This is a genomic window from Aeromicrobium sp. REDSEA-S38_B2 (genome assembly GCF_001628525.1).
GTDB lineage: Bacteria > Actinomycetota > Actinomycetes > Propionibacteriales > Nocardioidaceae > Aeromicrobium > Aeromicrobium erythreum.
This window is the reverse complement of the sequence record NZ_LUNH01000048.1, coordinates 1-21,210: the sequence shown is the minus strand read 5'-3', so window position 1 is coordinate 21,210 and position 21,210 is coordinate 1. Positions and strand designations below refer to the sequence as shown.

22 protein-coding genes are annotated in these 21,210 nt (G+C 72.6%); 21 read left to right on the top strand and 1 reads right to left on the bottom strand.

Annotated elements, in window-relative coordinates; genetic code table 11:
* The first annotated feature begins 142 nt into the window (after positions 1-142).
* The 6 genes from A6Q81_RS11150 (at position 143) to A6Q81_RS11125 (ending at position 9,494) form a co-directional block, all read left to right on the top strand.
* Positions 143-1,423, top strand: coding sequence for an ammonium transporter (locus A6Q81_RS11150; RefSeq protein ID WP_286690471.1), 1,281 nt, complete (start codon positions 143-145; stop codon positions 1,421-1,423).
* Positions 1,424-1,425: 2 nt separating this feature from the next.
* Positions 1,426-1,764: a P-II family nitrogen regulator gene (locus A6Q81_RS11145; protein ID WP_067856575.1), complete on the top strand. Its 339-nt coding sequence runs from the start codon at positions 1,426-1,428 to the stop codon at positions 1,762-1,764.
* An 88-nt stretch (positions 1,765-1,852) separates the two neighbouring features.
* Positions 1,853-4,132: a [protein-PII] uridylyltransferase gene (locus A6Q81_RS11140; protein WP_286690470.1), complete on the top strand. Its 2,280-nt coding sequence runs from the start codon at positions 1,853-1,855 to the stop codon at positions 4,130-4,132.
* Positions 4,133-4,204: 72 nt separating this feature from the next.
* Positions 4,205-5,782, top strand: coding sequence for a signal recognition particle protein (gene ffh, locus A6Q81_RS11135; protein WP_067856581.1), 1,578 nt, complete (start codon positions 4,205-4,207; stop codon positions 5,780-5,782).
* Between the two features lie 47 nt (positions 5,783-5,829).
* The gene (locus A6Q81_RS11130; RefSeq protein WP_067856584.1) at positions 5,830-7,563 is read left to right on the top strand and encodes an ABC transporter ATP-binding protein; all 1,734 of its coding nucleotides are present in this window, start codon (positions 5,830-5,832) and stop codon (positions 7,561-7,563) included.
* Positions 7,560-9,494, top strand: a complete 1,935-nt coding sequence (locus tag A6Q81_RS11125) for an ABC transporter ATP-binding protein (protein WP_236749844.1) — start codon at positions 7,560-7,562, stop codon at positions 9,492-9,494. The genes A6Q81_RS11130 and A6Q81_RS11125 overlap by 4 nt, the downstream gene beginning before the upstream one ends.
* An 18-nt stretch (positions 9,495-9,512) precedes the next feature.
* On the opposite strand, the gene A6Q81_RS11120 is transcribed toward A6Q81_RS11125, so the two are convergent.
* Positions 9,513-9,887, bottom strand: a complete 375-nt coding sequence (locus A6Q81_RS11120) for an arsenate reductase family protein (RefSeq protein ID WP_067856587.1) — start codon at positions 9,885-9,887, stop codon at positions 9,513-9,515.
* 43 nt (positions 9,888-9,930) lie between these two features.
* Between A6Q81_RS11120 and A6Q81_RS11115 the strand changes: the two genes are divergently transcribed.
* The 15 genes from A6Q81_RS11115 to A6Q81_RS11045 form a co-directional block, all read left to right on the top strand.
* A complete protein-coding gene (locus tag A6Q81_RS11115) occupies positions 9,931-10,719 on the top strand; it encodes a crotonase/enoyl-CoA hydratase family protein (protein WP_067861460.1) in 789 nt (262 codons plus the stop codon).
* Between the two features lie 181 nt (positions 10,720-10,900).
* Complete coding sequence (gene rpsP, locus A6Q81_RS11110) at positions 10,901-11,353, top strand: 30S ribosomal protein S16 (RefSeq protein ID WP_067856590.1); 453 nt, start codon at positions 10,901-10,903, stop codon at positions 11,351-11,353.
* A 2-nt stretch (positions 11,354-11,355) separates the two neighbouring features.
* Complete coding sequence (locus tag A6Q81_RS11105) at positions 11,356-11,607, top strand: RNA-binding protein (protein WP_067856593.1); 252 nt, start codon at positions 11,356-11,358, stop codon at positions 11,605-11,607.
* A gap of 9 nt (positions 11,608-11,616) precedes the next feature.
* Positions 11,617-12,171 (top strand): ribosome maturation factor RimM, encoded by a 555-nt coding sequence (gene rimM, locus A6Q81_RS11100; RefSeq protein ID WP_067856596.1) that lies wholly within the window; start codon positions 11,617-11,619, stop codon positions 12,169-12,171.
* Between the two features lie 20 nt (positions 12,172-12,191).
* Positions 12,192-12,893, top strand: coding sequence for a tRNA (guanosine(37)-N1)-methyltransferase TrmD (gene trmD, locus A6Q81_RS11095; protein WP_067861462.1), 702 nt, complete (start codon positions 12,192-12,194; stop codon positions 12,891-12,893).
* Between the two features lie 158 nt (positions 12,894-13,051).
* Positions 13,052-14,320, top strand: a complete 1,269-nt coding sequence (locus A6Q81_RS11090; RefSeq protein WP_067856598.1) for an ammonium transporter — start codon at positions 13,052-13,054, stop codon at positions 14,318-14,320.
* Between the two features lie 271 nt (positions 14,321-14,591).
* Positions 14,592-14,942, top strand: coding sequence for a 50S ribosomal protein L19 (gene rplS, locus A6Q81_RS11085; RefSeq protein WP_067856601.1), 351 nt, complete (start codon positions 14,592-14,594; stop codon positions 14,940-14,942).
* A 54-nt stretch (positions 14,943-14,996) separates the two neighbouring features.
* On the top strand, positions 14,997-15,683 hold the full coding sequence (gene lepB / locus A6Q81_RS11080) for a signal peptidase I (RefSeq protein WP_236749845.1): 687 nt from the start codon (positions 14,997-14,999) through the stop codon (positions 15,681-15,683).
* A gap of 10 nt (positions 15,684-15,693) precedes the next feature.
* The gene (gene rnhB, locus A6Q81_RS11075; RefSeq protein WP_286690469.1) at positions 15,694-16,428 is read left to right on the top strand and encodes a ribonuclease HII; all 735 of its coding nucleotides are present in this window, start codon (positions 15,694-15,696) and stop codon (positions 16,426-16,428) included.
* Positions 16,425-16,733, top strand: a complete 309-nt coding sequence (locus A6Q81_RS11070; protein ID WP_067856607.1) for a DUF2469 domain-containing protein — start codon at positions 16,425-16,427, stop codon at positions 16,731-16,733. Before rnhB ends, A6Q81_RS11070 begins: the two co-directional genes overlap by 4 nt.
* Before the next feature lie 8 nt (positions 16,734-16,741).
* A complete protein-coding gene (locus tag A6Q81_RS11065; RefSeq protein WP_067856610.1) occupies positions 16,742-17,110 on the top strand; it encodes a hypothetical protein in 369 nt (122 codons plus the stop codon).
* Between the two features lie 95 nt (positions 17,111-17,205).
* Positions 17,206-17,568, top strand: a complete 363-nt coding sequence (locus A6Q81_RS11060) for a YraN family protein (protein ID WP_067856613.1) — start codon at positions 17,206-17,208, stop codon at positions 17,566-17,568.
* Positions 17,568-19,142, top strand: coding sequence for a YifB family Mg chelatase-like AAA ATPase (locus tag A6Q81_RS11055; protein WP_067856616.1), 1,575 nt, complete (start codon positions 17,568-17,570; stop codon positions 19,140-19,142). The genes A6Q81_RS11060 and A6Q81_RS11055 overlap by 1 nt, the downstream gene beginning before the upstream one ends.
* Positions 19,139-20,329 carry a DNA-processing protein DprA gene (locus A6Q81_RS11050; protein WP_158509194.1) on the top strand — a complete coding sequence of 397 codons (1,191 nt, stop codon included), beginning with the start codon at positions 19,139-19,141 and terminating at the stop codon, positions 20,327-20,329. Before A6Q81_RS11055 ends, A6Q81_RS11050 begins: the two co-directional genes overlap by 4 nt.
* A 17-nt stretch (positions 20,330-20,346) precedes the next feature.
* Positions 20,347-21,210: tyrosine-type recombinase/integrase (locus A6Q81_RS11045; protein ID WP_286690468.1), on the top strand; the 864-nt coding region annotated here is incomplete at its 3' end.

The following is a 21,210-nucleotide window of genomic DNA, read 5'->3' as shown; positions in this document are numbered from 1 at the left end:
GACGTAACACGCCCGTAACGCAGGAGCCGAACTCGTGACCTGAGCGAAACGCGACGCTGCCGCAGAGGTAATCCCCGACGTCCATCGTGTGACGTGGCGCTGCCGGGAGGCGCGCCGTCCCATCACGTCTCACGGAGGTTCCATGGATACCGGCGACACCGCCTGGGTCTTGGCCAGCGCCGCACTGGTGCTGCTCATGACGCCCGGGCTCGCGTTCTTCTACGGGGGCATGACGCGCGCGAAGAGCGTGCTCAACATGATGATGATGAGCTTCGCCGCGCTGGCCATCGTGCCGGTGCTGTGGGTGCTCTACGGCTACTCGTTCGCGTTCAGCCCCGGCGGCAACAGCCTCATCGGCGGCACCGAGCGGCTCGGGTTCCTCAACATCGGCGTCGACACCGCCTACGGCACGATCCCCGAGTTCGTGTTCGCCGGGTTCCAGCTGATGTTCGCCATCATCACCGTCGCCCTCATCAGTGGCGCGATCGCCGACCGTGCGAAGTTCTCCGGCTGGCTCGTCTTCGTGGTCGTGTGGGTCACCGTCGTCTACTTCCCCGTCGCGCACTGGGTCTTCGACTTCGGCGGCAGTGACGGGGAGGGGGGCGGCTGGATCGCCACCAAGCTCGAGGCCGTCGACTTCGCGGGCGGCACCGCGGTGCACATCAACGCCGGTGCGGCCGGTCTCGCACTCGCCCTCGTGCTCGGCAAGCGCACCGGCTGGAAGCGCGACCCGATGCGTCCGCACAACCTGCCGTTCGTGCTGCTGGGCGCCGGCCTCCTCTGGTTCGGCTGGTTCGGCTTCAACGCCGGCTCGGCGCTCGGCGCGAACGGCCTGGCCGGTCTCGCCTTCGTCAACACCGCGGTGGCCACCGCCGGCGCGATCGTCGGCTGGCTCGCCTACGAGTTCGTCAAGGAGAAGAAGGGCACCAGCCTCGGCGCCGCGTCGGGTGCCGTCGCCGGCCTCGTCGCCATCACGCCCGCCGCCGGTGCGCTGTCGCCGTTCGGGTCGGTCATCCTGGGCCTGGTCGCCGGTGTCGTGTGCGCCGCAGCGGTCGGCCTCAAGTGGAAGCTCGGCTTCGACGACTCGCTCGACGTCGTCGGCGTGCACCTCGTGGGCGGGCTCATCGGCACCGTCCTCATCGGCTTCCTCGCCACGACGGCGCCCGGTGGCGGTGCGCCCGTCGACGGACTCTTCTACGGTGGCAACGCCGAGCTGCTCGGCAAGCAGGTGCTGGCCGCCGTCGTCGTCATGGTCTTCTCGTTCGTGCTCACGTACATCATCGGTAAGTTGATCGACATGACGATCGGCTTCCGGATCGACCCGGAGGACGAGGTCTCCGGCATCGACCAGGTCGAGCACCTCGAGTCCGCGTACGACTACACCGGCGGTTCCGGTGGTTCGCCCTTCAAGACGGGAGTCTGATGATGAAGCTCGTGACCGCGGTCATCAAGCCGCACAAGTGGGAAGAGGTCCGCGAGGCCCTCGCGTCCGCCGGCGTCGCCGGCATGACCGTCACCGAGGCCAGCGGCTACGGCCAGCAGAAGGGCCACACGGAGGTCTACCGCGGGGCTGAGTACGACGTCACCCTCGTGCCGAAGATCCGCCTGGAGGTCGTCGTCGACGCCGCCGACGTCGAGACGGTCGTCAGCACCATCACGGCAGCCGCCCAGACCGGCAAGATCGGCGACGGCAAGGTGTGGGTCGTCCCCGTCGACTCGGTGGTGCGCGTGCGCACCGGCGAGACCGACGAGGCCGCCCTCTGACCTCTCGCCCGACCCCGCCGCAGCCCACGACCGCACCGGTCGTGGGCTGCGGTGCGTCCCGGGTGGTCGGGTGCGGCAGGCTGGTGCCGTGAGCCACCCGCCGAGCACCGCCTCCGACCGACGCCGCCGGGCCGACGACGCCGACCGCCTGGTCGCCGACGCGTTCACGGCGGCGGTCGGGCCCGACCCCACGGGCCTGGTCGCCGTCGCGGTCGGTGGCTACGGGCGACGCGAGCTCTCGCCGTCCAGCGACCTCGACGTCGTCCTGCTGCACGACCCCGCCGTGCCCGAGGACCGGGTCCGCGAGGTCGCCGAGGCGCTCTGGTACCCGCTGTGGGACGCGCGCATCCCGCTCGACCACTCCGTCCGCGACGCCGTGCAGATGCGCGCCACGGCAGCGGAGGACCACCGCGCCGCCATGGGCATGCTCGACGCGCGGACGGTGGCCGGCGACGCTGGGCTCGTCCTCGCGCTGCGCTCCCACGTGCTGGCCGACTGGCGCCGCGAGGCGCGCACCCGGGTCGAGGACCTGCGCGCCGGGCGTCGCCAGCGGCTCGAGCGCTCGGGCTGGCTGGCCTACGCCGCGGTGCCCGACCTCAAGGAGTCCGGGGGAGGCCTGCGCGACGGCGTCGACCTGCGCGCCCTCGTCGCGACGTGGCTCGTCGACGTGCCCCACGCGGAGGTCGAGGAGCTGCGCTCCGCGCTGCTCGACGTGCGCGACGCGCTCCACACCAGCACCGGGCGCCGCACCGACCGGCTCGCGATGGAGGACGTGCCGGCGGTCGCCGAGGCCGTCGGGATGGAGCCGCAGGCCCTCGACCTGCACGTGCGCCACCTCGGACGTCGCATCGCGCACGTCGCCGACGTGACCTGGCGCCGGCTCGACGCCGTCCTCGCGCCGCGGGCGAGCCCGCGACCCCGGCCCGGCCTGCGACGCACCGGGCCTGCGGTGGTGCAGGTCGACGCCGGCGTCGGCTGGCTCGGCGACGAGGTCGTGCTCACCGCCGACGCTGACCCGCGCCGCGACCCCGCCGTCGCGCTGAGGGCCGCCGCCGTCGCGGCCCGGGCCGGCCTCCCGTTCGCGGCCGGGACCGCCCAGCGCCTCGCGCGCGACCTGGGGCCGCTCGAGGAGCCGTGGCCGGCTGCGGCCCGCCGCTCCCTGGTCGACCTGCTCACTGCGGGCCACGGTCTCGTCGAGGTGTGGGACGAGCTCGACATCGCAGGCGTGGTCGACCGCTGGCTGCCGGAGTGGGCCGACGTGCGGCTGCGCGGCTCGAGCTCGCCGGTGCACCGGTTCACGGTGGACCGGCACAGCGTCGAGACGTGCGTGGTGGCCTCGACGCTGCGCCGCGACGTCGCGCGTCCCGACCTCCTCGCCGTCGCCGCGCTGCTGCACGACATCGGCAAGGGCAGGCCCGGCGACCACAGCGAGGTCGGTGCCCCGATGGCGGAGGCCGTCGCGCTGCGCTGGGGCTTCCCGCCCGCCGACGCCGCCGTCGTGGGCAGGCTCGTGCGCTGGCACCTGCTCCTCGGCACGGTCGCCACCCGTCGCGACATCGAGGACCCTGCCACGGCGGCGAACGTGGCGGAGATCGTCGGCGACGCCGCCTTCCTCGACCTCCTGGCCAGCCTCACCCAGGCCGACGCGCGCTCGACCGGCCCCACGGCGTGGACCTCGTGGCGGCGCGGCCTGATCGAGGGGCTGGTGGCCAAGACGCACCAGCACCTCGCGGGCACGGCGCCCGCGACCACGTCCGACGCGTACGAGGGCTGGCCTGCCGAGCTGCCCTTCCCGTCCGCCGACGCCCTGGCGCGTGCGCGCCGGGGCGAGGTCCGTCTCGACGTCGTCGACCACCACGGCGGGTCGCTCGTCACGGTCGTCACCGCCGACCGCCCCGGGGTGATGGCCCTCATCGCCGGAGGGCTCGCGCTCCAGGGTCTCGCCGTGCGCTCGGTGCGCGTGGTCACCCAGGACGACGCGGCCGTGTCGCTGTGGGAGGTGGCCCGGCCCGACCTCCTGGCCAGCGCGGTGCGCGAGCGTCTGCTGCCCGTCCTCGCCGGCGACGTGCCGCTCGAGCGACGCATGACGCTCACCCCGGTGGAGGGGCTGCCGGCCCGCGTCAGGGTGCTGCCGGGCCTGTCGGAGTCGGCGACGCTCCTCGAGGTCCGGGCCGCGGACCGCCGCGGACTCGTGTGGACGGTCTGCGCCGCGATCGCCGCCGTCGACTGCTCGATCCGCTCGGCGCACCTGTCGACCTACGGCGACGAGGCACGCGACGTCTTCTACGTGGTCGACGCCGACGGCGAGCCGCTCGACGAGGCAGCCACCCGTCGGCTGCACGAGGCGGTCGACGCGGCCCTGGTCTGAGCGAGCTGGTTCGCGGGGCTTGGCCGACCGGGGTCGTCGGCGTCGCCGGGCCCGCTCGGTAGGCTGGAGCCCATGTTCGACTCCCTGCAAGACCGCCTCCAGTCCGCGTTCAAGAACCTGCGCGGCAAGGGACGGCTCAGCGAGGCCGACATCGACGCCACCGCGCGCGAGATCCGTCTCGCCCTGCTCGATGCCGACGTCGCCGTCCCGGTGGTCCGCGCGTTCACGGCGCGGGTCAAGGAGCGCGCGCTGGGCGTCGAGGTCTCCAAGGCGCTCAACCCGGCGCAGCAGGTCGTCAAGATCGTCAACGAGGAGCTCGTGACGATCCTCGGCGGCGAGACGCGCCGCGTCCGGTTCGCGAAGAACCCGCCGACCGTCATCATGCTCGCCGGCCTCCAGGGAGCGGGCAAGACCACGCTCGCGGGCAAGCTCGGCCGCTGGCTCAAGGAGCAGGGCAACAGCCCGATGCTCGTGGCCTGCGACCTGCAGCGCCCCAACGCCGTCAACCAGCTGCAGGTCGTCGGCCAGCAGGCCGGCGTCACCGTGTTCGCCCCCGAGGCCGGCAACACCGGCGGCGGCGACGGGGGCGCCGAGGGCACCCGCTCCGTCGGCGACCCCGTGCAGGTGGCCCGCGACGCGATCGCCGAGGCCCGCCGCACCCTGCACGACGTCGTCGTGGTCGACACCGCCGGACGCCTCGGCATCGACGCCGACCTCATGCAGCAGGCGCGCGACATCCGCGACGCCGTGAACCCCGACGAGGTCCTGTTCGTCATCGACGCGATGATCGGCCAGGACGCCGTGCAGACGGCCGAGGCGTTCGCCGAGGGCGTTGACTTCACCGGCGTGGTGCTCACCAAGCTCGACGGCGACGCCCGGGGCGGTGCTGCGCTGTCGGTCCGCGAGATCACCGGCCGGCCCATCATGTTCGCCTCCACGGGCGAGAAGCTCACCGACTTCGACGTCTTCCACCCCGACCGCATGGCCGGCCGGATCCTCGACATGGGCGACATGCTGTCGCTCATCGAGCAGGCCGAGAAGGTCTACGACGCCGAGCAGGCCGAGAAGGACGCCGAGCGCATGCTCGGGGGCACCTTCACGCTCCAGGACTTCCTCAAGCAGATGGAGACCCTGTCGAAGATGGGGTCCATGAGCAAGCTCATGGGCCTGCTCCCGGGCATGGGCCAGTTCAAGGACCAGATCGCGAACTTCGACGACCGCGAGCTCGACAAGGTGAAGGCGATCATCCTGTCGATGACGCCGAAGGAGCGCGACGACCCCAAGATCATCGACGGGTCGCGCCGCGCCCGGATCTCCAAGGGCTCGGGCACCTCGGTGCAGGACGTCAACCAGCTCGTCACCCGCTTCTTCGAGGCACGCAAGATGATGCAGCAGATGGCGAAGGGCGGGGGCATGCCCGGCATGGGCGGCGTCCCCGGCATGCCCGGCGTCGGCAAGCGGGCCGGCGCCCGCCAGAAGCCGCAGAACCAGAAGAAGAAGGGCAAGCGCGTGTCGGGCAACCCGGCCAAGCGGGCCCAGGCGTCCCAGCAGAAGCCGGCCGCGAAGGACGGCGCCGAGGCGTTCGGCTTCGGCGGCCAGCAGGGCGCGCAGGACTTCGAGCTGCCGAAGGAGCTCAGGGACCTGCTCTGAGCGGCTCGTCCGCGAGACCGTTGCTCGGGGCAACGTAGTCTGACGTCGTGCTGATCCCGCTCCTGCGCCGCCACCTGCGGCCCTACCGCGGACCGATCGCCGTGGTCGTGCTGTTCCAGCTGGCGCAGACGATCGCCAACCTCTACCTGCCGGGGCTCAACGCCGAGATCATCGACGACGGCGTCGTCCGCGGCGACGTGGGACGCATCTGGACCACGGGCGGCGTGATGCTGCTCGTCACCGTGCTGCAGGTGGCGTGCACGGTCGTCGCCGTCTACGTGGGGGCGCGGGTGGCGATGGCGCTCGGCCGCGACCTGCGCGCCGGCGTGTTCGACGCGGTCGAGGGGTTCGCCGCCCGCGAGCTGGCCCACTTCGGCGCGCCGACGCTGGTCACGCGCGCCACGAACGACGTGCAGCAGGTGCAGCTGCTCGTGTTCATGGCGCTGACGCTCCTGGTGTCGGCCCCGATCATGGCGGTCGGGGGCGTCGCGATGGCCCTGCGCCAGGACGTCGAGCTGTCGGGCCTGCTCGTCGTGGTCATCCCCGTCCTGGTGGTGGCCGTGGGCCTCATCATCCGCACGATGCGTCCGCTGTTCCGTCAGATGCAGGAGCGGATCGACGGCCTCAACGACGTCATGCGCGAGCAGATCCAGGGCATCCGCGTCGTCCGGGCGTTCGCCACCGAGGAGCGCGAGGCCGAGCGCTTCGCGCGGGCCAACCAGGCGTACGTCGACGTCGCGGTCGCGGCCGGGCGCGTGATGGCACTGATGTTCCCGACGGTCATGCTCGTCATGAACGTCTCGGTCGTGGCCGCCACCTGGTTCGGTGGCTACCGCATCGCGTCGGGCGACCTGCAGGTCGGCACGCTGACCGCGTTCCAGAACTACCTCGTGCAGATCCTCATGGCCGTCATGATGGCGACCTTCATGCTCATGCTCTGGCCGCGCGCCGAGGTGTCGGCGGAGCGGATCACCGAGGTCCTGGAGACCGAGCCGAGCATCGTCGCCGCGCCCGACGCCGACGACACGCCCGTGGCCCGCGGCGCGCTGGAGGTGCGCGACGCCTCCTTCGCGTATCCAGGGGCCGAGCAGGACGTGCTGCACGGCGTCTCCCTCGTGGCCAGACCGGGGGAGACCACCGCGGTCGTGGGGTCGACCGGCAGCGGGAAGTCGACGCTGGTCAACCTCGTGCCCCGACTCTTCGACGTCACCGCGGGGCAGGTGCTGCTCGACGGCCGGGACGTGCGGACGATGACGCCCGAGGCGGTCTGGGCGGCGATCGGGCTGGTGCCCCAGCGCGCGTTCCTGTTCTCCGGCACGGTGGCGTCGAACCTGCGCTACGGCCGTCCCGACGCGAGCGACGCCGAGCTGTGGGAGGCACTCGACGTGGCCCAGGCGCGCGACGTCGTCGAGGCGCTGCCCGAGGGGCTCCAGGCACCCGTCTCGCAGGGCGGCACCAACTTCTCCGGCGGTCAGCGGCAGCGGCTGGCGATCGCCCGCGCGCTGGTGAAGCGTCCGCTCGTGTACCTGTTCGACGACTCCTTCTCCGCGCTCGACTACGCCACCGACGCGGCGCTGCGGGACGCCCTGAGGCCGCTGACCCGCGACGCCGCGGTCGTGACCGTCGCCCAGCGGGTCTCGACCATCCGCGACGCCGACCGGATCGTCGTCCTTGACGAGGGCAGCGTCGTCGGCACGGGCACGCACCGAGACCTCATGGACACGTGCGCGGTCTACCGCGAGATCGTCCTCTCCCAGCTCAGCGAGGCGGAGGCGCGATGAGCGGCGGACCACGCGGGCCGATGGCCGCCGGAGCCATGGCGCCCCAGCGCGCGTCGGACTTCCGGGGCACCGCGCGACGCATCGGGCGACGACTGCTCCAGGACCGCGCGACGGTCACTGCCATCGCCGCGCTGGGTGTCATCGGCACGACCCTGTCCGTGCTCGGCCCGCGGCTCCTCGGGCACGCGACCGACCTCGTCTTCAGCGGCTACCTGTCGAGCCGGCTGCCGGCCGGCGCGAGCCAGGCCGAGGTCGTGGAGCGGCTGCGTGCCGACGGCCAGGACCGTCTCGCGGACGTGCTCCTCGGTGCCGACGTGCGCCCCGGGCAGGGCATCGACTTCACGCAGCTCGGCTGGGTGCTGGCGGGCGCGATCGTGCTGTACGTCCTGGCGTCGGGCTTCATGTGGTGGCAGGGCCGGCTCACCACCGCCGTCGTGCAGCGGATGGTCGGCGGCCTGCGCGACGACGTGGAGGCCACGCTGCACCGGCTGCCGCTCTCGTTCGTCGACGGCACGGAGCGCGGCGAGCTGATGTCGCGCACCACCAACGACATCGACAACATCGGCCAGTCGCTGCAGCAGACGATCAGCCAGCTCCTGACCTCGTTGCTCACGGTCGTCGGCACGCTCGTCATGATGGTCTGGATCTCGCCGCTGCTGGCGCTCGTGGCCCTGGCCACGATCCCGCTCGCCGTGTGGCTGACACAGGCGGTCATGCGCCGCTCGCAGCCGCAGTTCGTCGCCCAGTGGGCCGCCACCGGGAAGGTCAACGGCCACGTGGAGGAGGTCTTCACGGGTCACGAGGTGGTCAAGGTCTTCGGCCGCCAGCGCGACGTCCGGGAGGAGTTCGAGCGCCGCAACGACGCCCTGTTCACGTCGGCGTTCCGGGCCCAGTTCATCTCGGGCGTCATCCAGCCGCTCATGATGTTCGTCTCCAACCTCAACTACGTGCTGGTCGCCGTGATCGGCGCGGTCCGGGTCTCGACCGGCAGCCTCACGGTGGGGGACGTCCAGGCCTTCATCCAGTACTCGCGGCAGTTCACGCAGCCGCTCACCCAGATCGCGTCGATGGTCAACCTCCTGCAGTCCGGCATGGCCTCGGCCGAGCGCGTGCTGGCCCTGCTCGACACCGAGCTGGAGCGTCCCGACGTGGGGCCCGGCGGCGCGGCGCCGCTCGTGCCGACGCAGCCCGTGCGGGGTCGGGTGGTCCTGGACGACGTGGCGTTCTCCTACACCGACGCTCCGCTCATCGAGGGTCTCGACCTCGTCGCCGAGCCGGGCGCGACCGTGGCGATCGTCGGACCGACCGGCGCGGGCAAGACGACCCTCGTCAACCTGCTGCTGCGCTTCTACGAGCTCGACGCCGGACGCATCACGCTCGACGGCGTCGACGTCGCCACGATGGACCGCCAGGCGCTGCGACGGTGCTTCGGCGTGGTGCTGCAGGACGCCTGGCTGTTCAAGGGCACCATCCGCGAGAACATCGCCTACGGCCGCGTGGGCGACGTCGACGACGCCGCCGTCAGGCGCGCCGCGGAGGCCGCCTCGGTCGACCACCTCGTCCGGACGCTGCCCGACGGCTACGACACCGTCGTCGACGAGGGCGGGGGGAGCCTCAGCGCCGGCCAGCGCCAGCTGCTCACCATCGCCCGCGCGTTCCACGCCGACCCGCCCGTGCTGGTGCTCGACGAGGCGACGAGCTCGGTCGACACGCGCACGGAGGCGCTCGTGCAGGAGGCCATGGGCCGGTTGCGGCGCGACCGCACGTCGTTCGTGGTCGCGCACCGCCTGTCGACCATCCGCGAGGCCGACACCATCGTCGTCATGGAGTCCGGCCGCATCGTCGAGCAGGGCGACCACGACACGCTGCTGGCCGCCGAGGGTGCGTACGCCCGGCTCTACGCCGCGCAGTTCGCCGGCACCGCCACGTGAGCGGTGCGGGGGAGCGGGTCAGCCCTCGCGCAGGAAGGCGTCGGCGCGGTCCTTCGGCCGCCCGATGATGGCCCGTCCGGGTCCGTCCAGCGTGCCGCGCACCAGCACGGGCCGCTGGAGCAGACGGGGGTGCTCGACGAGCAGGTCGGCGACCTGCTCGGGCGTCGTGTAGTCGGCGGCGTCCAGACCCTGCTCCTTGAAGAAGGCGTCCTTGCGGACGAGGTCGGCGGGCTCGTCCTCGAGCCGCTCCAGGAGCGCGAGCAGCGTGGCGCGGTCGAGCGGCTGCTTCAGGTAGCGCACCTCCTCGACCTCGACGCCCGCCTGCGCGGCGGAGTCGAGCGCGTGCCGCGAGGTGGAGCAGCCCGGGTGGTGCAGGACGGTGACGTCGGCCATGAGGTCAGCGTAGCCACGCAGACCGACGGCTAGCGTGGGTCTCGTGAGCGAACCCGTCCGCTACGACGTCGACGACGCCGTCTGCACGATCACCCTGCACCGACCCGACGTCCGCAACGCCGTCGACGGCCCCACCGCCGCAGCCCTCCTGGCCGCCTTCGAGCGCTTCGAGGCCGACGACGACGTCGCCGTCGCCGTGCTCCACGGCGAGGGAGGCACGTTCTGCGCGGGCGCCGACCTGTCGGCCGTCGCCGACCCCGAGCGCGGCCACGTGCTCGACCCCGACGGCCACGGCCCGATGGGGCCGACCCGCATGGCGCTGACGAAGCCGCTCGTCGCCGCCATCGAGGGCCACGCCGTGGCCGGCGGTCTCGAGCTCGCGCTGCTCGCCGACCTCCGGGTCGCCGCCGAGGACGCCGTGCTCGGGGTGTTCTGCCGCCGCTGGGGCGTCCCGCTCATCGACGGTGGCACCGTGCGGCTGCCGCGTGTCGTCGGGCACGGCCGGGCGATGGACCTCGTGCTCACCGGACGCCCCGTGGAGGCGCACGAGGCGCTGCAGATGGGACTCGTCAACCGGGTCGTGGCCCCCGGACGCGCGCTCGACGTCGCCCACGAGCTGGCCGAGCAGCTCGCGGCCTTCCCGCAGGCCTGCCTCCGCGCGGACCGCGCGTCGGTGCTGGGGCAGTGGGACCTCCCGCTGGCCGAAGCGCTGCGCGCCGAGGGCGCGGGCGGGCTGCCCGTCGTCGCCGCCGAGGCCGTCGAGGGCGCGGCGCGCTTCGTGGCCGGCGCGGGCCGGCACGGTCGCTTCGACGACGGTGCCCCGGACCGGTGACCGGGACACGCGAGGCGATGTGGTCCTGGCGGACGTCGTCTGGCAGAATGTCGCCTTGTGTCCGCTGCGGCCGGGACCCTCTCACCCCGACCGCTGGGCCCACCAGCTTCGTGACCGAGTCGTGACCCCACCCGGCTCGCCACGTCACCCCACCACAGAGACCTGAGGAGACACCACACCCGTGGCCGTCAAGATTCGCCTGAAGCGGATGGGCAAGATCCGCACCCCGTACTACCGCATCGTCGTCGCCGACTCGCGCACCAAGCGCGACGGTCGTGTGATCGAGGAGATCGGCACGTACAACCCGAAGACCGAGCCGTCGACGATCCACGTCGTCTCCGAGCGCGCCCAGTACTGGCTTGGCGTCGGCGCCCAGCCCACCGAGGCCGTCGCCGCGCTGCTCAAGATCACCGGCGACATCGGTGGCACCAGCACCCTCAAGCAGCCCGAGCCGAAGGCCGACAAGGCCGCGCTGTTCGACGCCGCCCTGAAGGAGCTGCACTCGGAGCCCAAGACCGACGCGACCACCAAGAAGAAGGCCGCGAAGAAGGCTGACGAGGCACCCGCCGAGGAGGCCAAGGCCGAGGACACCGCTGCCGAGGCGCCCGCCGAGGCCGAGAGCACCGAGTCCTGATCGTGGCTGGTCGCACGCAGGAGGTCATCGAGCACCTCGTGTCGGCCATCGTCGACCACCCCGACGAGGTCGACGTGCGCGCCGCGTCGACCCGCCGGGGCGACCTCTTCGAGGTGCGGGTCAACCCTGCCGACCTCGGCAAGGTGATCGGCCGCTCCGGTCGTACCGCGTCGGCGATCCGCACCGTCACCGGAGCGATCGCCGGCACCAAGGGTGCCCGCATCGACTTCGTGGACGTCGACCGCCAGCGCTGAGGACCTGACGTGCGCGTCGTCGTCGGCCGCATCGGCCGGGCCCACGGCATCAAGGGCGAGCTCGCCGTCCAGGTCCGCACCGACGAGCCGGAGCGTCGCTTCGCACCTGGCACCGCCCTCGTCGCCGGCGACCGCACCGTCGTCGTGGCAGCCGCCCGGAACCACTCCGGGCGGCTCCTGCTGCGTCTGGAGGGCGTCGGCGACCGCACCGCGGCCGAGGCCCTGCACGGACGCGTCCTCGAGGTCGACGTCGACCCCGACGACGTGCCCGAGGACGACGACGCCTACTACGACCACCAGCTCGTCGGCCTGCGCGTGCACGACCACGCCGGCACCGACGTCGGGGTCGTCGCCGACGTGCTCCACCTGCCCGAGCAGGACCTGCTGTCGCTCGACCTCGACGCGGGCGCGCGCGGCGTGCTCGTGCCGTTCGTGGTCGCGCTCGTCCCCGACGTCGACCTGGGTGCGGGCCACGTGACGCTCGCCGACGTGCCCGGTCTGCTCGACCCCGACGCCCAGGCCGTCGCCGAGCCCGAGCGGGCCGCCGGCGGTGCCGACGCATGAGCGAGCCCGACGCCCCGACCCTGCGCATCGACGTCGTCTCCATCTTCCCGGCGTACCTCGACGCGCTCGACCTGTCGCTCGCCGGCCGGGCCCGCGAGAAGGGTCTGCTGCAGATCGCGACGCACGACCTGCGCGACTTCACCCACGACCGGCATCGCACCGTCGACGACACGCCCTACGGCGGCGGCGCCGGCATGGTCATGAAGCCCGAGCCGTGGGGCGAGGCCCTCGACACGGTCGCCACCGACGACAGCGTCGTCGTGGTGCCCACGCCGTCGGGCACCCCGTTCCGCCAGTCCCTCGCGCACGACCTCAGCCGCGAGCGGCACCTCGTGTTCGCGTGCGGTCGCTACGAGGGGATCGACCAGCGCGTCATCGACCACGCCCGCGAGCGCTGGCGCGTCGAGGAGGTCTCCCTCGGCGACTTCGTCCTCAACGGGGGAGAGGTCGCCGCGCTCGCGGTGATCGAGGCCGTCGTGCGCCTCGTCCCCGGCTTCATGGGCAACCCCGCCTCGCTCGCCGAGGAGTCGCACGGCGAGGACGGCCTCCTGGAGTACCCCGTGTACACCAAGCCGGCCACGTGGCGCGGCCACACGGTGCCCGACGTCCTGCTGTCCGGCCACCACGGCGCGATCGCCGCCTGGCGGCACGAGCAGGCGCTGCAGCGCACCCGCGAGCGGCGCCCGGACCTGCTCGGTGACGCGTCCGAAACATCGAGTTAACCCGAGGCTCGTCGTCGTAACGCTCCTGTGACCCGGAGGCAAGCCCCGCACAACCTCCTGTCGCCAGCATGACGCAGGAACCACGCAGCAGCGTCGCCGCGTGTCGCCCCCTCGCGGGGTCCTCCCTGCTCGCCCCCTGACGACGAGAGAGACACTCGATGAATTTCCCGACCTACTGGCTGCTTATCACGGCAGCGCTGGTGCTCTTCATGACGCCAGGCCTCGCCTTCTTCTACGGCGGTCTGGTCAAGGCCAAGAGCGTCGTGTCCATGATGATGCTCAGCTTCGGCACGATGGGCCTCGTGGGCGTCCTCTGGATGCTCTTCGGTGCCAACATGGCCTTCGTGGACGGAACCAGCAACGACTGGATCCCCGAGGTGCTCGGCAACCCGTTCTCCGACTTCGCGCTGAACGACGCGGCCAAGGCCGCGTTCGGCGGTGACGCCAGCGCCGGTGCTGTCCTCGCGGCGGCGGCCTTCGGGTCGACCTTCGCGATCATCACCGTCGCCCTCATCTCGGGCGCCATCGCCGACCGTGCGCGGTTCTTCCCCTGGCTGCTGTTCGCCGGGTTCTTCTCCGTGCTGGTCTACTTCCCGGTCGCCTCGTGGGTGTTCTCGTTCGTCGTGGACGGTGACACGACGACCTTCACCGGCTGGGTCGGCCAGCTCGGCACCCACCTGGGCCTGAGCACCGAGACGATCGACTTCGCCGGCGGCACCGCGGTGCACATCAACGCCGGCGCGGCCGCCCTGGCCCTCGCGCTCGTCCTGGGCAAGCGCAAGGTCTTCAGCAAGGAGACCGCCGTCCCGCACAACGTGCCGCTCGTCCTCATCGGTGCCGCGGTGCTGTGGTTCGGCTGGTTCGGCTTCAACGGCGGCGCCGCCACCGCGGACGGCCAGGCTGCGCTGATCTTCGTCAACACGATCGTCTGCCCGGCCGCAGCGGCCATCGGCTTCATCGTGGTCGAGCACTTCCGTCACGGGAAGGCCACCGCCGTCGGCGCCGCCTCCGGTGTCGTGGCCGGTCTGGTCGCGATCACGCCGGCCTGCGCCAACCTGACGCCGTTCTGGTCCATCGTGCTCGGCCTCGTCGCCGGTGCCGTCTGTGCGGTCGCCATCGAGCTCAAGTACAAGCTCGGCTTCGACGACTCGCTCGACGTGGTCGGCCTGCACCTGGTCGCGGGCGTCATCGGCACGCTGTACCTCGGCTTCTTCGCGATCGACACCGGCCTCTTCACGGGCGGCAACATCGACCAGCTGATCGTCCAGTTCATCCCGGCTGTCGCCATCGCGACCTACAGCTTCGTGATGGCCTTCATCATCGCGAAGGTGATCGACGTGACGGTCGGCTTCCGTGTCACCGAGGAGGAGGAGGTCGCCGGCATCGACAGCGTCCTCCACGGTGGCGAGGGCTACGCGCTCGACTGAGCCGTCGCCCACCCCAAGACCCCACGAGGGCACCTGCTCGGGCAGGTGCCCTCGTGGCGTTCTGGATCTTCTGCCGCCCACGGCCCGGCACCCCGCCGGGCGCTGCGCCGGGGACGATGCCGGTGTCAGGAACCCTCGACCCGTGTGGAATACTTGGCTGCTGGCGCATCGCGGTTCTGCCACAGGGGATCCGCTGACCGACGCCGCACGACCCTTTTCTTTTCACCATCGTTTTCCGTGGGTGACCTGTGGCACCGGCGAGGAGTAGATCATGACCAACCTGGTCGACCAGGTCGCAGCCGAGTCCCGTCGCGACGACGTCCCCGCGTTCCGCGCCGGCGACACCCTCAAGGTCCACGTCAAGGTCGTCGAGGGCAACCGCTCTCGCGTCCAGGTGTTCCAGGGCGTCTGCATCAAGCTGCAGGGCTCGGGCATCGGCCGCACCTTCACGGTGCGCAAGGTCAGCTTCGGCGTCGGCGTCGAGCGCACCTTCCCGCTGCACACGCCCGTCATCGAGAAGATCGAGGTCGCGACCCGCGGCGACGTGCGTCGCGCGAAGCTCTACTACCTCCGCTCGCTGCGCGGCAAGGCCGCGAAGATCAAGGAGAAGCGCGAGGACTGAGGTCCTCCCGCGTGCCCACCTGCTCGCTGTGGCTCCTGCGTCTAGGCTCACGTCGTGAGTGAGACCGTGAAGAAGCGCCAGCTACCCGTCTGGCAGGAGTCGATCCTCCTCGTCGTCATCGCCATGGTGATGGCCGTGGTGGTCAAGGCCTTCTTCCTGCAGGCGTTCTACATCCCGTCGGAGTCGATGGAACCGACGATGCTCGTCAACGACAAGATCCTCGTCCAGAAGGTCTCCTACTGGACCGGCGATCCCCAGCGTGGCGACATCGTCGTGTTCGACGACCCGGGGGGATGGCTCGACGCCAGCGAGGACGCCAAGGCCAGCAACCCGGTCCAGAAGGCGCTGGAGGTCGTCGGTCTCTTCCCGACCGGCGGCCACCTCATCAAGCGCGTCGTCGGCGTCGGCGGCGACCGCGTCGCCTGCTGCGACGAGCAGGGCAGGCTCACGGTCAACGGCACGTCCATCGACGAGCCGTACCTGCGCGACCCCGCCGCCAACAGCGAGACCCGCTTCGACGTGATCGTCCCGAAGGACCACCTGTGGGTCGAGGGCGACAACCGCGGCAACTCCGCCGACTCGCGCGTCCACCAGGGCGACCCGGGCGGCGGCTTCATCCCCGTCGACGCCGTCGTCGGCAAGGCGTGGGTGCGGGTGTGGCCGTGGAAGCGCATGGGCTTCATCCGCGGCACCGACGCGTTCGCCGAGGTGCCCGACGACCCGCCCGCGAAGCGCGAGTGACGCAGCAGCAGTGACAGCACGTCCGAGCCTCCGGTTCGAGCGCAGCCTCCTGCGCGAGCGCTGCACCGTGCTCGCCTGCGCCGACGAGGTCGGCCGCGGTGCGCTCAGCGGTCCGGTGAGCGTCGGCGTCGTCGCCGTCACCGAGCAGACCCGCACGGCACCGCAGGGCGTGCGCGACAGCAAGCTGCTCTCGCCCGACGCCCGCGCGCGGCTCGCGCCACGCATCCGCCGGTGGGCCACCACCCACGGCGCGGGCTACGGCGTCGGTCACGCGTCGCCCGCCGAGATCGACGCGGTCGGCATCATGGCCGCGATGCGGCTCGCCGCGCACCGGGCGCTCGTCGACCTCGACCCCACGCCCGACCTCGTGCTGCTCGACGGCAACCACGACTACCTGAGCGCGCCCGCGCAGCCGTCGCTCCTCGACGCACCCGGGCCGAGCTTCCCACCCGTCGTCACCGCGGTGAAGGCCGACCTGCGCTGCGCAGCCGTCGCCGCCGCGAGCATCCTGGCGAAGACGTCGCGTGACGCGCTCATGGTCGAGCTCGCGCAGGAGCACCCGCAGTACGGCTGGCACGAGAACAAGGGCTACGCGTCGCCCGCCCACGTCGAGGCGCTGCGTCGGCACGGCCCGAGCGACCACCACCGACGTTCGTGGAGCCTGCCCGGCTGCGCGGTCCCGGCCGGTAGTGTTCCGGGGAGCGACACGACGAGCACGATCGAGCAGGCCGTGGAGGGCAGATGAGCGCAGAGGACCTCGAGAAGTACGAGACCGAGGCCGAGCTCGCGCTCTACCGCGAGTACCGCGACGTCGTGAAGATCTTCAAGTACGTCGTGGAGACCGACCGTCGCTTCTACCTGTGCAACGCGGTCGACGTGAAGGTCCGCTCCGAGACCGGCGACGCCTACTTCGAGGTGTCGATGAACGACGCCTGGGTGTGGGACATCTACCGTCCGGCCCGGTTCGCCAAGAACGTCAAGGTGCTCACCTTCAAGGACGTCAACGTCGAGGAGCTCGCCGACTCCGACGTGAAGATCCCGTCCGCCTGAGGCACCTCGTGGACGAGACGCCGTCGAACGTCGTGGCCGTCCTGGCGCGCATCCCGGTGGAGAGCATCGACGCGGCGCTACCGCTGTACGAGCGCCTGTCGGGCACCACCGACGTGCGCGCCTTCACGTTCGGACCGGTGCGGCTGGCGTGGGTCGGACCCTTCCTCCTGCTCGAGGGCGCCGACGAGGCCACCCGCTCCCGCGCCGCGACGATCATCGTCCGCCACCTCGACGTCGTCGTCGACGCCGTGCAGGGCGGTGGGGGAGACCTCCTCGACGGTCCGATGCCTGGGCCGAACGGCCGCAGGCTCGTCGCCCGCCACGGCGACGGCAACGTCGTCGAGTACGTCGAGCAGGCCGCGCCGACCCGCTCCTGACCACGTCCACAGGCCCTTCGTCGGGCTGGTCCTGGTCGTCCACAGCCCGTGCGAGGGGTCTGTCGTGGGCGTCGTGGTGTGGCGAGGCTGGGGGCATGAGTCAGGCACGCAACGACGCGCTGGGGCGGTACGGGGAGCAGGTGGCGGCGCGGCACCTGGAGTCGCTGGGGATGACGATCCTGGAGCGGCGGTGGACGTGCCGGTGGGGTGAGCTCGACCTGGTGGCCAGGGACGGCGACACGATCGTGTTCTGCGAGGTCAAGACGCGGACGAGCTCGCGGCACGGGACGGGCTTCGAGTCGGTGTCGGCGCGCAAGGCGGCTCGGCTGCGGCGGGCGGCGTCGGCGTGGCTGCAGGCGCAGGAGGCGGAGCCCGCGGCGGTGCGGATCGACGTGGTGTCGGTGCGGATCCCGCGGCGCGGCGGTCCGGTGGTCGAGCGGATGGGCGGGGTGGCCTGATGGCGGCGACGCACTCGGTGACCCTCGACGGGCTGACCGGTCGGGCGATCGAGGTGGAGGTCGACATCGCCTCGGGTCTGCCCAAGACGATCGTGGTCGGTCTGGCCGACACGATCGTCAACGAGGCACGCGACCGGGTGCGTGCCGCGGTCGTCAACTCCGGCACGACCTGGCCCGACCAGCGCGTGACCATCAACCTCGCCCCGTCGACGCTGCCGAAGACCGGGTCGCACTACGACCTCGCGATCGGGGTGGCGATGTTCGTCGAGAAGACGCTGGTGCCGGTCGAGGCCACGGCGGGCACCGTCTTCATCGGCGAGCTCGCCCTCGACGGTCGGCTGCGGGCGGTGCGCGGAGTGCTGCCGGCGACGATCGCCGCCGTCGAGGCCGGTTTCGGGCGGGTCTTCGTGCCGGAGTCGAACGTGGGGGAGGCCGAGCTCGTGAGCGGCGTGCAGGTCGTCGGCGTGCGGTCCCTGCGCCAGGTGGTCGCGCTGCTCACGGGAGAGGACGAGCCGGACGACCCGCCCGTGCCGCCGCTGGAGGAGGGCGTCGGGCTCGGGCACGCCTACGTCGACCGCGTGGCCGGGCTCGACCTCGCCGACGTCGCCGGGCAGGAGGACACCCGGACCGCGGTCGTCGTGGCAGCTGCCGGCGGTCATCACGTGCTGATGACCGGCCCGCCGGGCATCGGCAAGACGATGCTGGCCCAGCGGCTTCCCGGCCTGCTGCCCGACCTGACGCGGGAGCAGGCCCTGGAGGTCAGTGCCGTGCACTCCCTGGCGGGCGTGCTGCCGGCGGACGTGCCGCTCGTGGAGCGTCCGCCGTTCGTCGACCCGCACCACACTGCCAGCGCCGTGGCGATCGTCGGGGGAGGCCAGCGGGGGATCCGTCCCGGCGCGCTCAGCCTGGCCCACCGCGGCGTCCTCTTCCTCGACGAGGCACCGGAGTTCGCGTCGAACGTGCTCGACGCGCTGCGCCAGCCTTTGGAGTCCGGGCACGTCGTCGTCTCGCGCGCGGCGCAGACCGCGACGTTCCCCGCCCGGTTCCAGCTCGTGCTCGCCGCGAACCCCTGCCCGTGCGGGCAGGGCGGGTCGGTGAGCGACCCCTGCGAGTGCACGCCGCTCATGCAGCGCCGCTACCGCGACCGGATCTCCGGGCCCGTGCGCGACCGCATCGACATCCACCGCACGCTGGTGCCGCCCAGCCGACCCGAGCTGGTCCACGAGACGGCGGGTGCCCGCTCCACCGCGCAGCTCGCACCGGCCGTGCGTCGGGCCCGGGAGCGACAGGCCGTCCGCTTCGCCGGGACGCCCTGGCAGGCCAACGCCGACGTGCCGGGCGTCGACCTGCGCAAGCACTGGCCGGCCACCGACGCCGCCCGACGCCTCGTCGACTCCCACCTGCGCGGGCAGCGACTCTCGGCGCGCTCGGCCGACCGGGTCCTGAGGGTGGCCTGGACCGTGTGCGACCTCCGGGACGGCGGGCAGCCCGACGTCGACGACGTCGAGCTCGCCCTCGCGCTGCGGCGCGGCACGCCGCTCGGTCCGCTGCTGCGCGACCTGGTGACGTCGTGAGCGAACGGACCGACCAGTTCCGTCGAGGCGACGCGCTGCGCGACGCCGAGGCACGGCTCGCGCTGAGCCTCGTCGTCGAACCGGGCGACCCCCGGCTGGTCCCGTTGCTCGCTGAGCACGGTGCCGGCGCCGTGGTGTCGGCGATCCGCCAGGGTGGCGGCACGCTCGCGTCGCAGCTGCCGGACGCCTGGCGCGACGCCGCGCCGCGCCTCGAGCGCGACGTCGCCGCGGCCCGAGCCAGGGCCGACGAGCAGGGTCTGCGCTGGGTGGTGCCGGGCGACCGGGAGTGGCCGGCCGGCCTCGACGACCTCGACCACGTGGAGCCGCACGGAGGCACCACCGGCGCACCGCTGGGGCTCTGGGTCCGCGGTCCTGCCGACCTCGCCGGGCTCGCGGAGCAGGCGGTGGCCGTCGTCGGCGCCCGCTCGTGCACCGCGTACGGGAGCGACTGCGCGGCCGAGATCGCCGCCGACGTGGCCGACCAGGGCGGCACCGTCGTCAGTGGCGCGGCGTTCGGCATCGACGCCGCCGCGCACCGGGGCGCCCTCGTGCAGCACCGGCCGACCGTGGCGGTGCTCGCCTGCGGGGCCGACGTCGAGTACCCGCGCACCCACGCGTCGCTCCTGCGCCGGATCGGCCAGGACGGACTCGTCGTCTCCGAGCAGGCCCCCGGCCAGGTGCCGATGCGCTCACGCTTCCTGTCGCGCAACCGGATCATCGCGGCGCTCGCGGTCGGGACGGTCGTCGTCGAGGCGGCCCGCCGCAGCGGCTCGCTCAACACGCTGTACTGGGCCGACGCCCTCGGCCGCGTGACGATGGGCGTCCCCGGTCCGGTCACGTCGCAGCAGTCCGCCGGCGTGCACCAGGCGGTCCGCGACGGGCGAGCCGTGCTGGTCACGACCGGTCGCGAGGTGCTCGACGCCGTCGCCGGGGTCACCGCCGACGTCGCCGAGCCCGCACGCATCGACGACACCGAGCGCGACAGGCTGGGTCGCCTGGCGCGTCGTGTGCTCGACGCGTTGTCCTTCGAGCAGGCCCGCACGGCTGCCGACGTCGCCGCGGCCGCACGGGGGAGTCGTGCCGAGGTCGCCGAGCTGCTCACGGCCCTCGAGCGCCAGGGGCTCTGCGTCCACGTGGGCGACCGCTGGCTCGTGCTCCCGCGTGGTGCCTCGACGGCCCGGCGCTGAGCCGTCACCCTGGGGTCATGGGTGCAGCCTGGGACGACGCGGTCGAGGCGTTCGCCGAGCACCTGCGCCACGAGCGGAACCTCTCCGAGCACTCGGTCCGCGGCTACCGCACCGATCTCTCCCAGCTCGCCGAGCACGCACAGGCGCTGGGCGTCGAGGGGCCCGCCGACCTCACGACCCGCGCGCTGCGCAGCTGGCTCGCCAACCAGCAGACGCTGGGTCGCGCCCGCGCGACCATCGCCCGACGGGCCACGTCGGCGCGCACGTTCACGGCGTGGTGCGTCCGCACCGGACGGGCGTCGTCGGACCCCGGCGCGCTGCTGGCCAGCCCGAAGGCACGACGCGAGCTGCCCGCCGTCCTCAGCGAGAGCGAGGTGCGGGCCCTGCTCGACACGACGGCCGAGTCGGTCGCCGACGACGGGCCCGTCGGCCTGCGCGACCTGCTGGTCCTCGAGCTGCTGTACGCCACCGGCGTCCGCGTCGGGGAGCTGTGCGGGCTCGACGTGGACGACGTCGACCCCGGCCGACGACTCGTGCGCGTGCTCGGCAAGGGCCGGAAGGAACGGTCCGTCCCGTACGGCGTGCCGGCGGCGCATGCGCTGGACGCCTGGCTCACCACCGGCCGACCGGCGCTGGCGACGTCCGACAGCGGCCCCGCTCTGCTGCTCGGCCTCCGTGGGGGCCGGCTCGACCCGCGCACGGCCCGCAAGGTCGTGCACGACCGGCTCGCCGCGGTCGACGGTGCGCCCGACCTCGGCCCGCACGGGCTGCGCCACACCGCCGCGACCCACCTGCTGGAGGGGGGCGCCGACCTGCGCAGCGTGCAGGAGGTGCTGGGCCACGCGTCGCTCGGCACCACGCAGATCTACACGCACGTCAGC

Excerpts from the sequence above, each read along its gene's own strand:
- A6Q81_RS11120 (WP_067856587.1), bottom strand. The coding sequence starts at position 9,887 with ATGGCCGACGTCACCGTCCTGCACCACCCGGGCTGCTCCACCTCGCGG.
- A6Q81_RS11145 (WP_067856575.1), top strand. The coding sequence starts at position 1,426 with ATGAAGCTCGTGACCGCGGTCATCAAGCCGCACAAGTGGGAAGAGGTC.
- A6Q81_RS11150 (WP_286690471.1), top strand. The coding sequence starts at position 143 with ATGGATACCGGCGACACCGCCTGGGTCTTGGCCAGCGCCGCACTGGTG.
- A6Q81_RS11070 (WP_067856607.1), top strand. The coding sequence starts at position 16,425 with ATGAGCGCAGAGGACCTCGAGAAGTACGAGACCGAGGCCGAGCTCGCG.
- A6Q81_RS11125 (WP_236749844.1), top strand. The coding sequence starts at position 7,560 with ATGAGCGGCGGACCACGCGGGCCGATGGCCGCCGGAGCCATGGCGCCC.
- ffh (WP_067856581.1), top strand. The coding sequence starts at position 4,205 with ATGTTCGACTCCCTGCAAGACCGCCTCCAGTCCGCGTTCAAGAACCTG.
- A6Q81_RS11090 (WP_067856598.1), top strand. The coding sequence starts at position 13,052 with ATGAATTTCCCGACCTACTGGCTGCTTATCACGGCAGCGCTGGTGCTC.
- rplS (WP_067856601.1), top strand. The coding sequence starts at position 14,592 with ATGACCAACCTGGTCGACCAGGTCGCAGCCGAGTCCCGTCGCGACGAC.
- A6Q81_RS11055 (WP_067856616.1), top strand. The coding sequence starts at position 17,568 with ATGGCGGCGACGCACTCGGTGACCCTCGACGGGCTGACCGGTCGGGCG.
- A6Q81_RS11060 (WP_067856613.1), top strand. The coding sequence starts at position 17,206 with ATGAGTCAGGCACGCAACGACGCGCTGGGGCGGTACGGGGAGCAGGTG.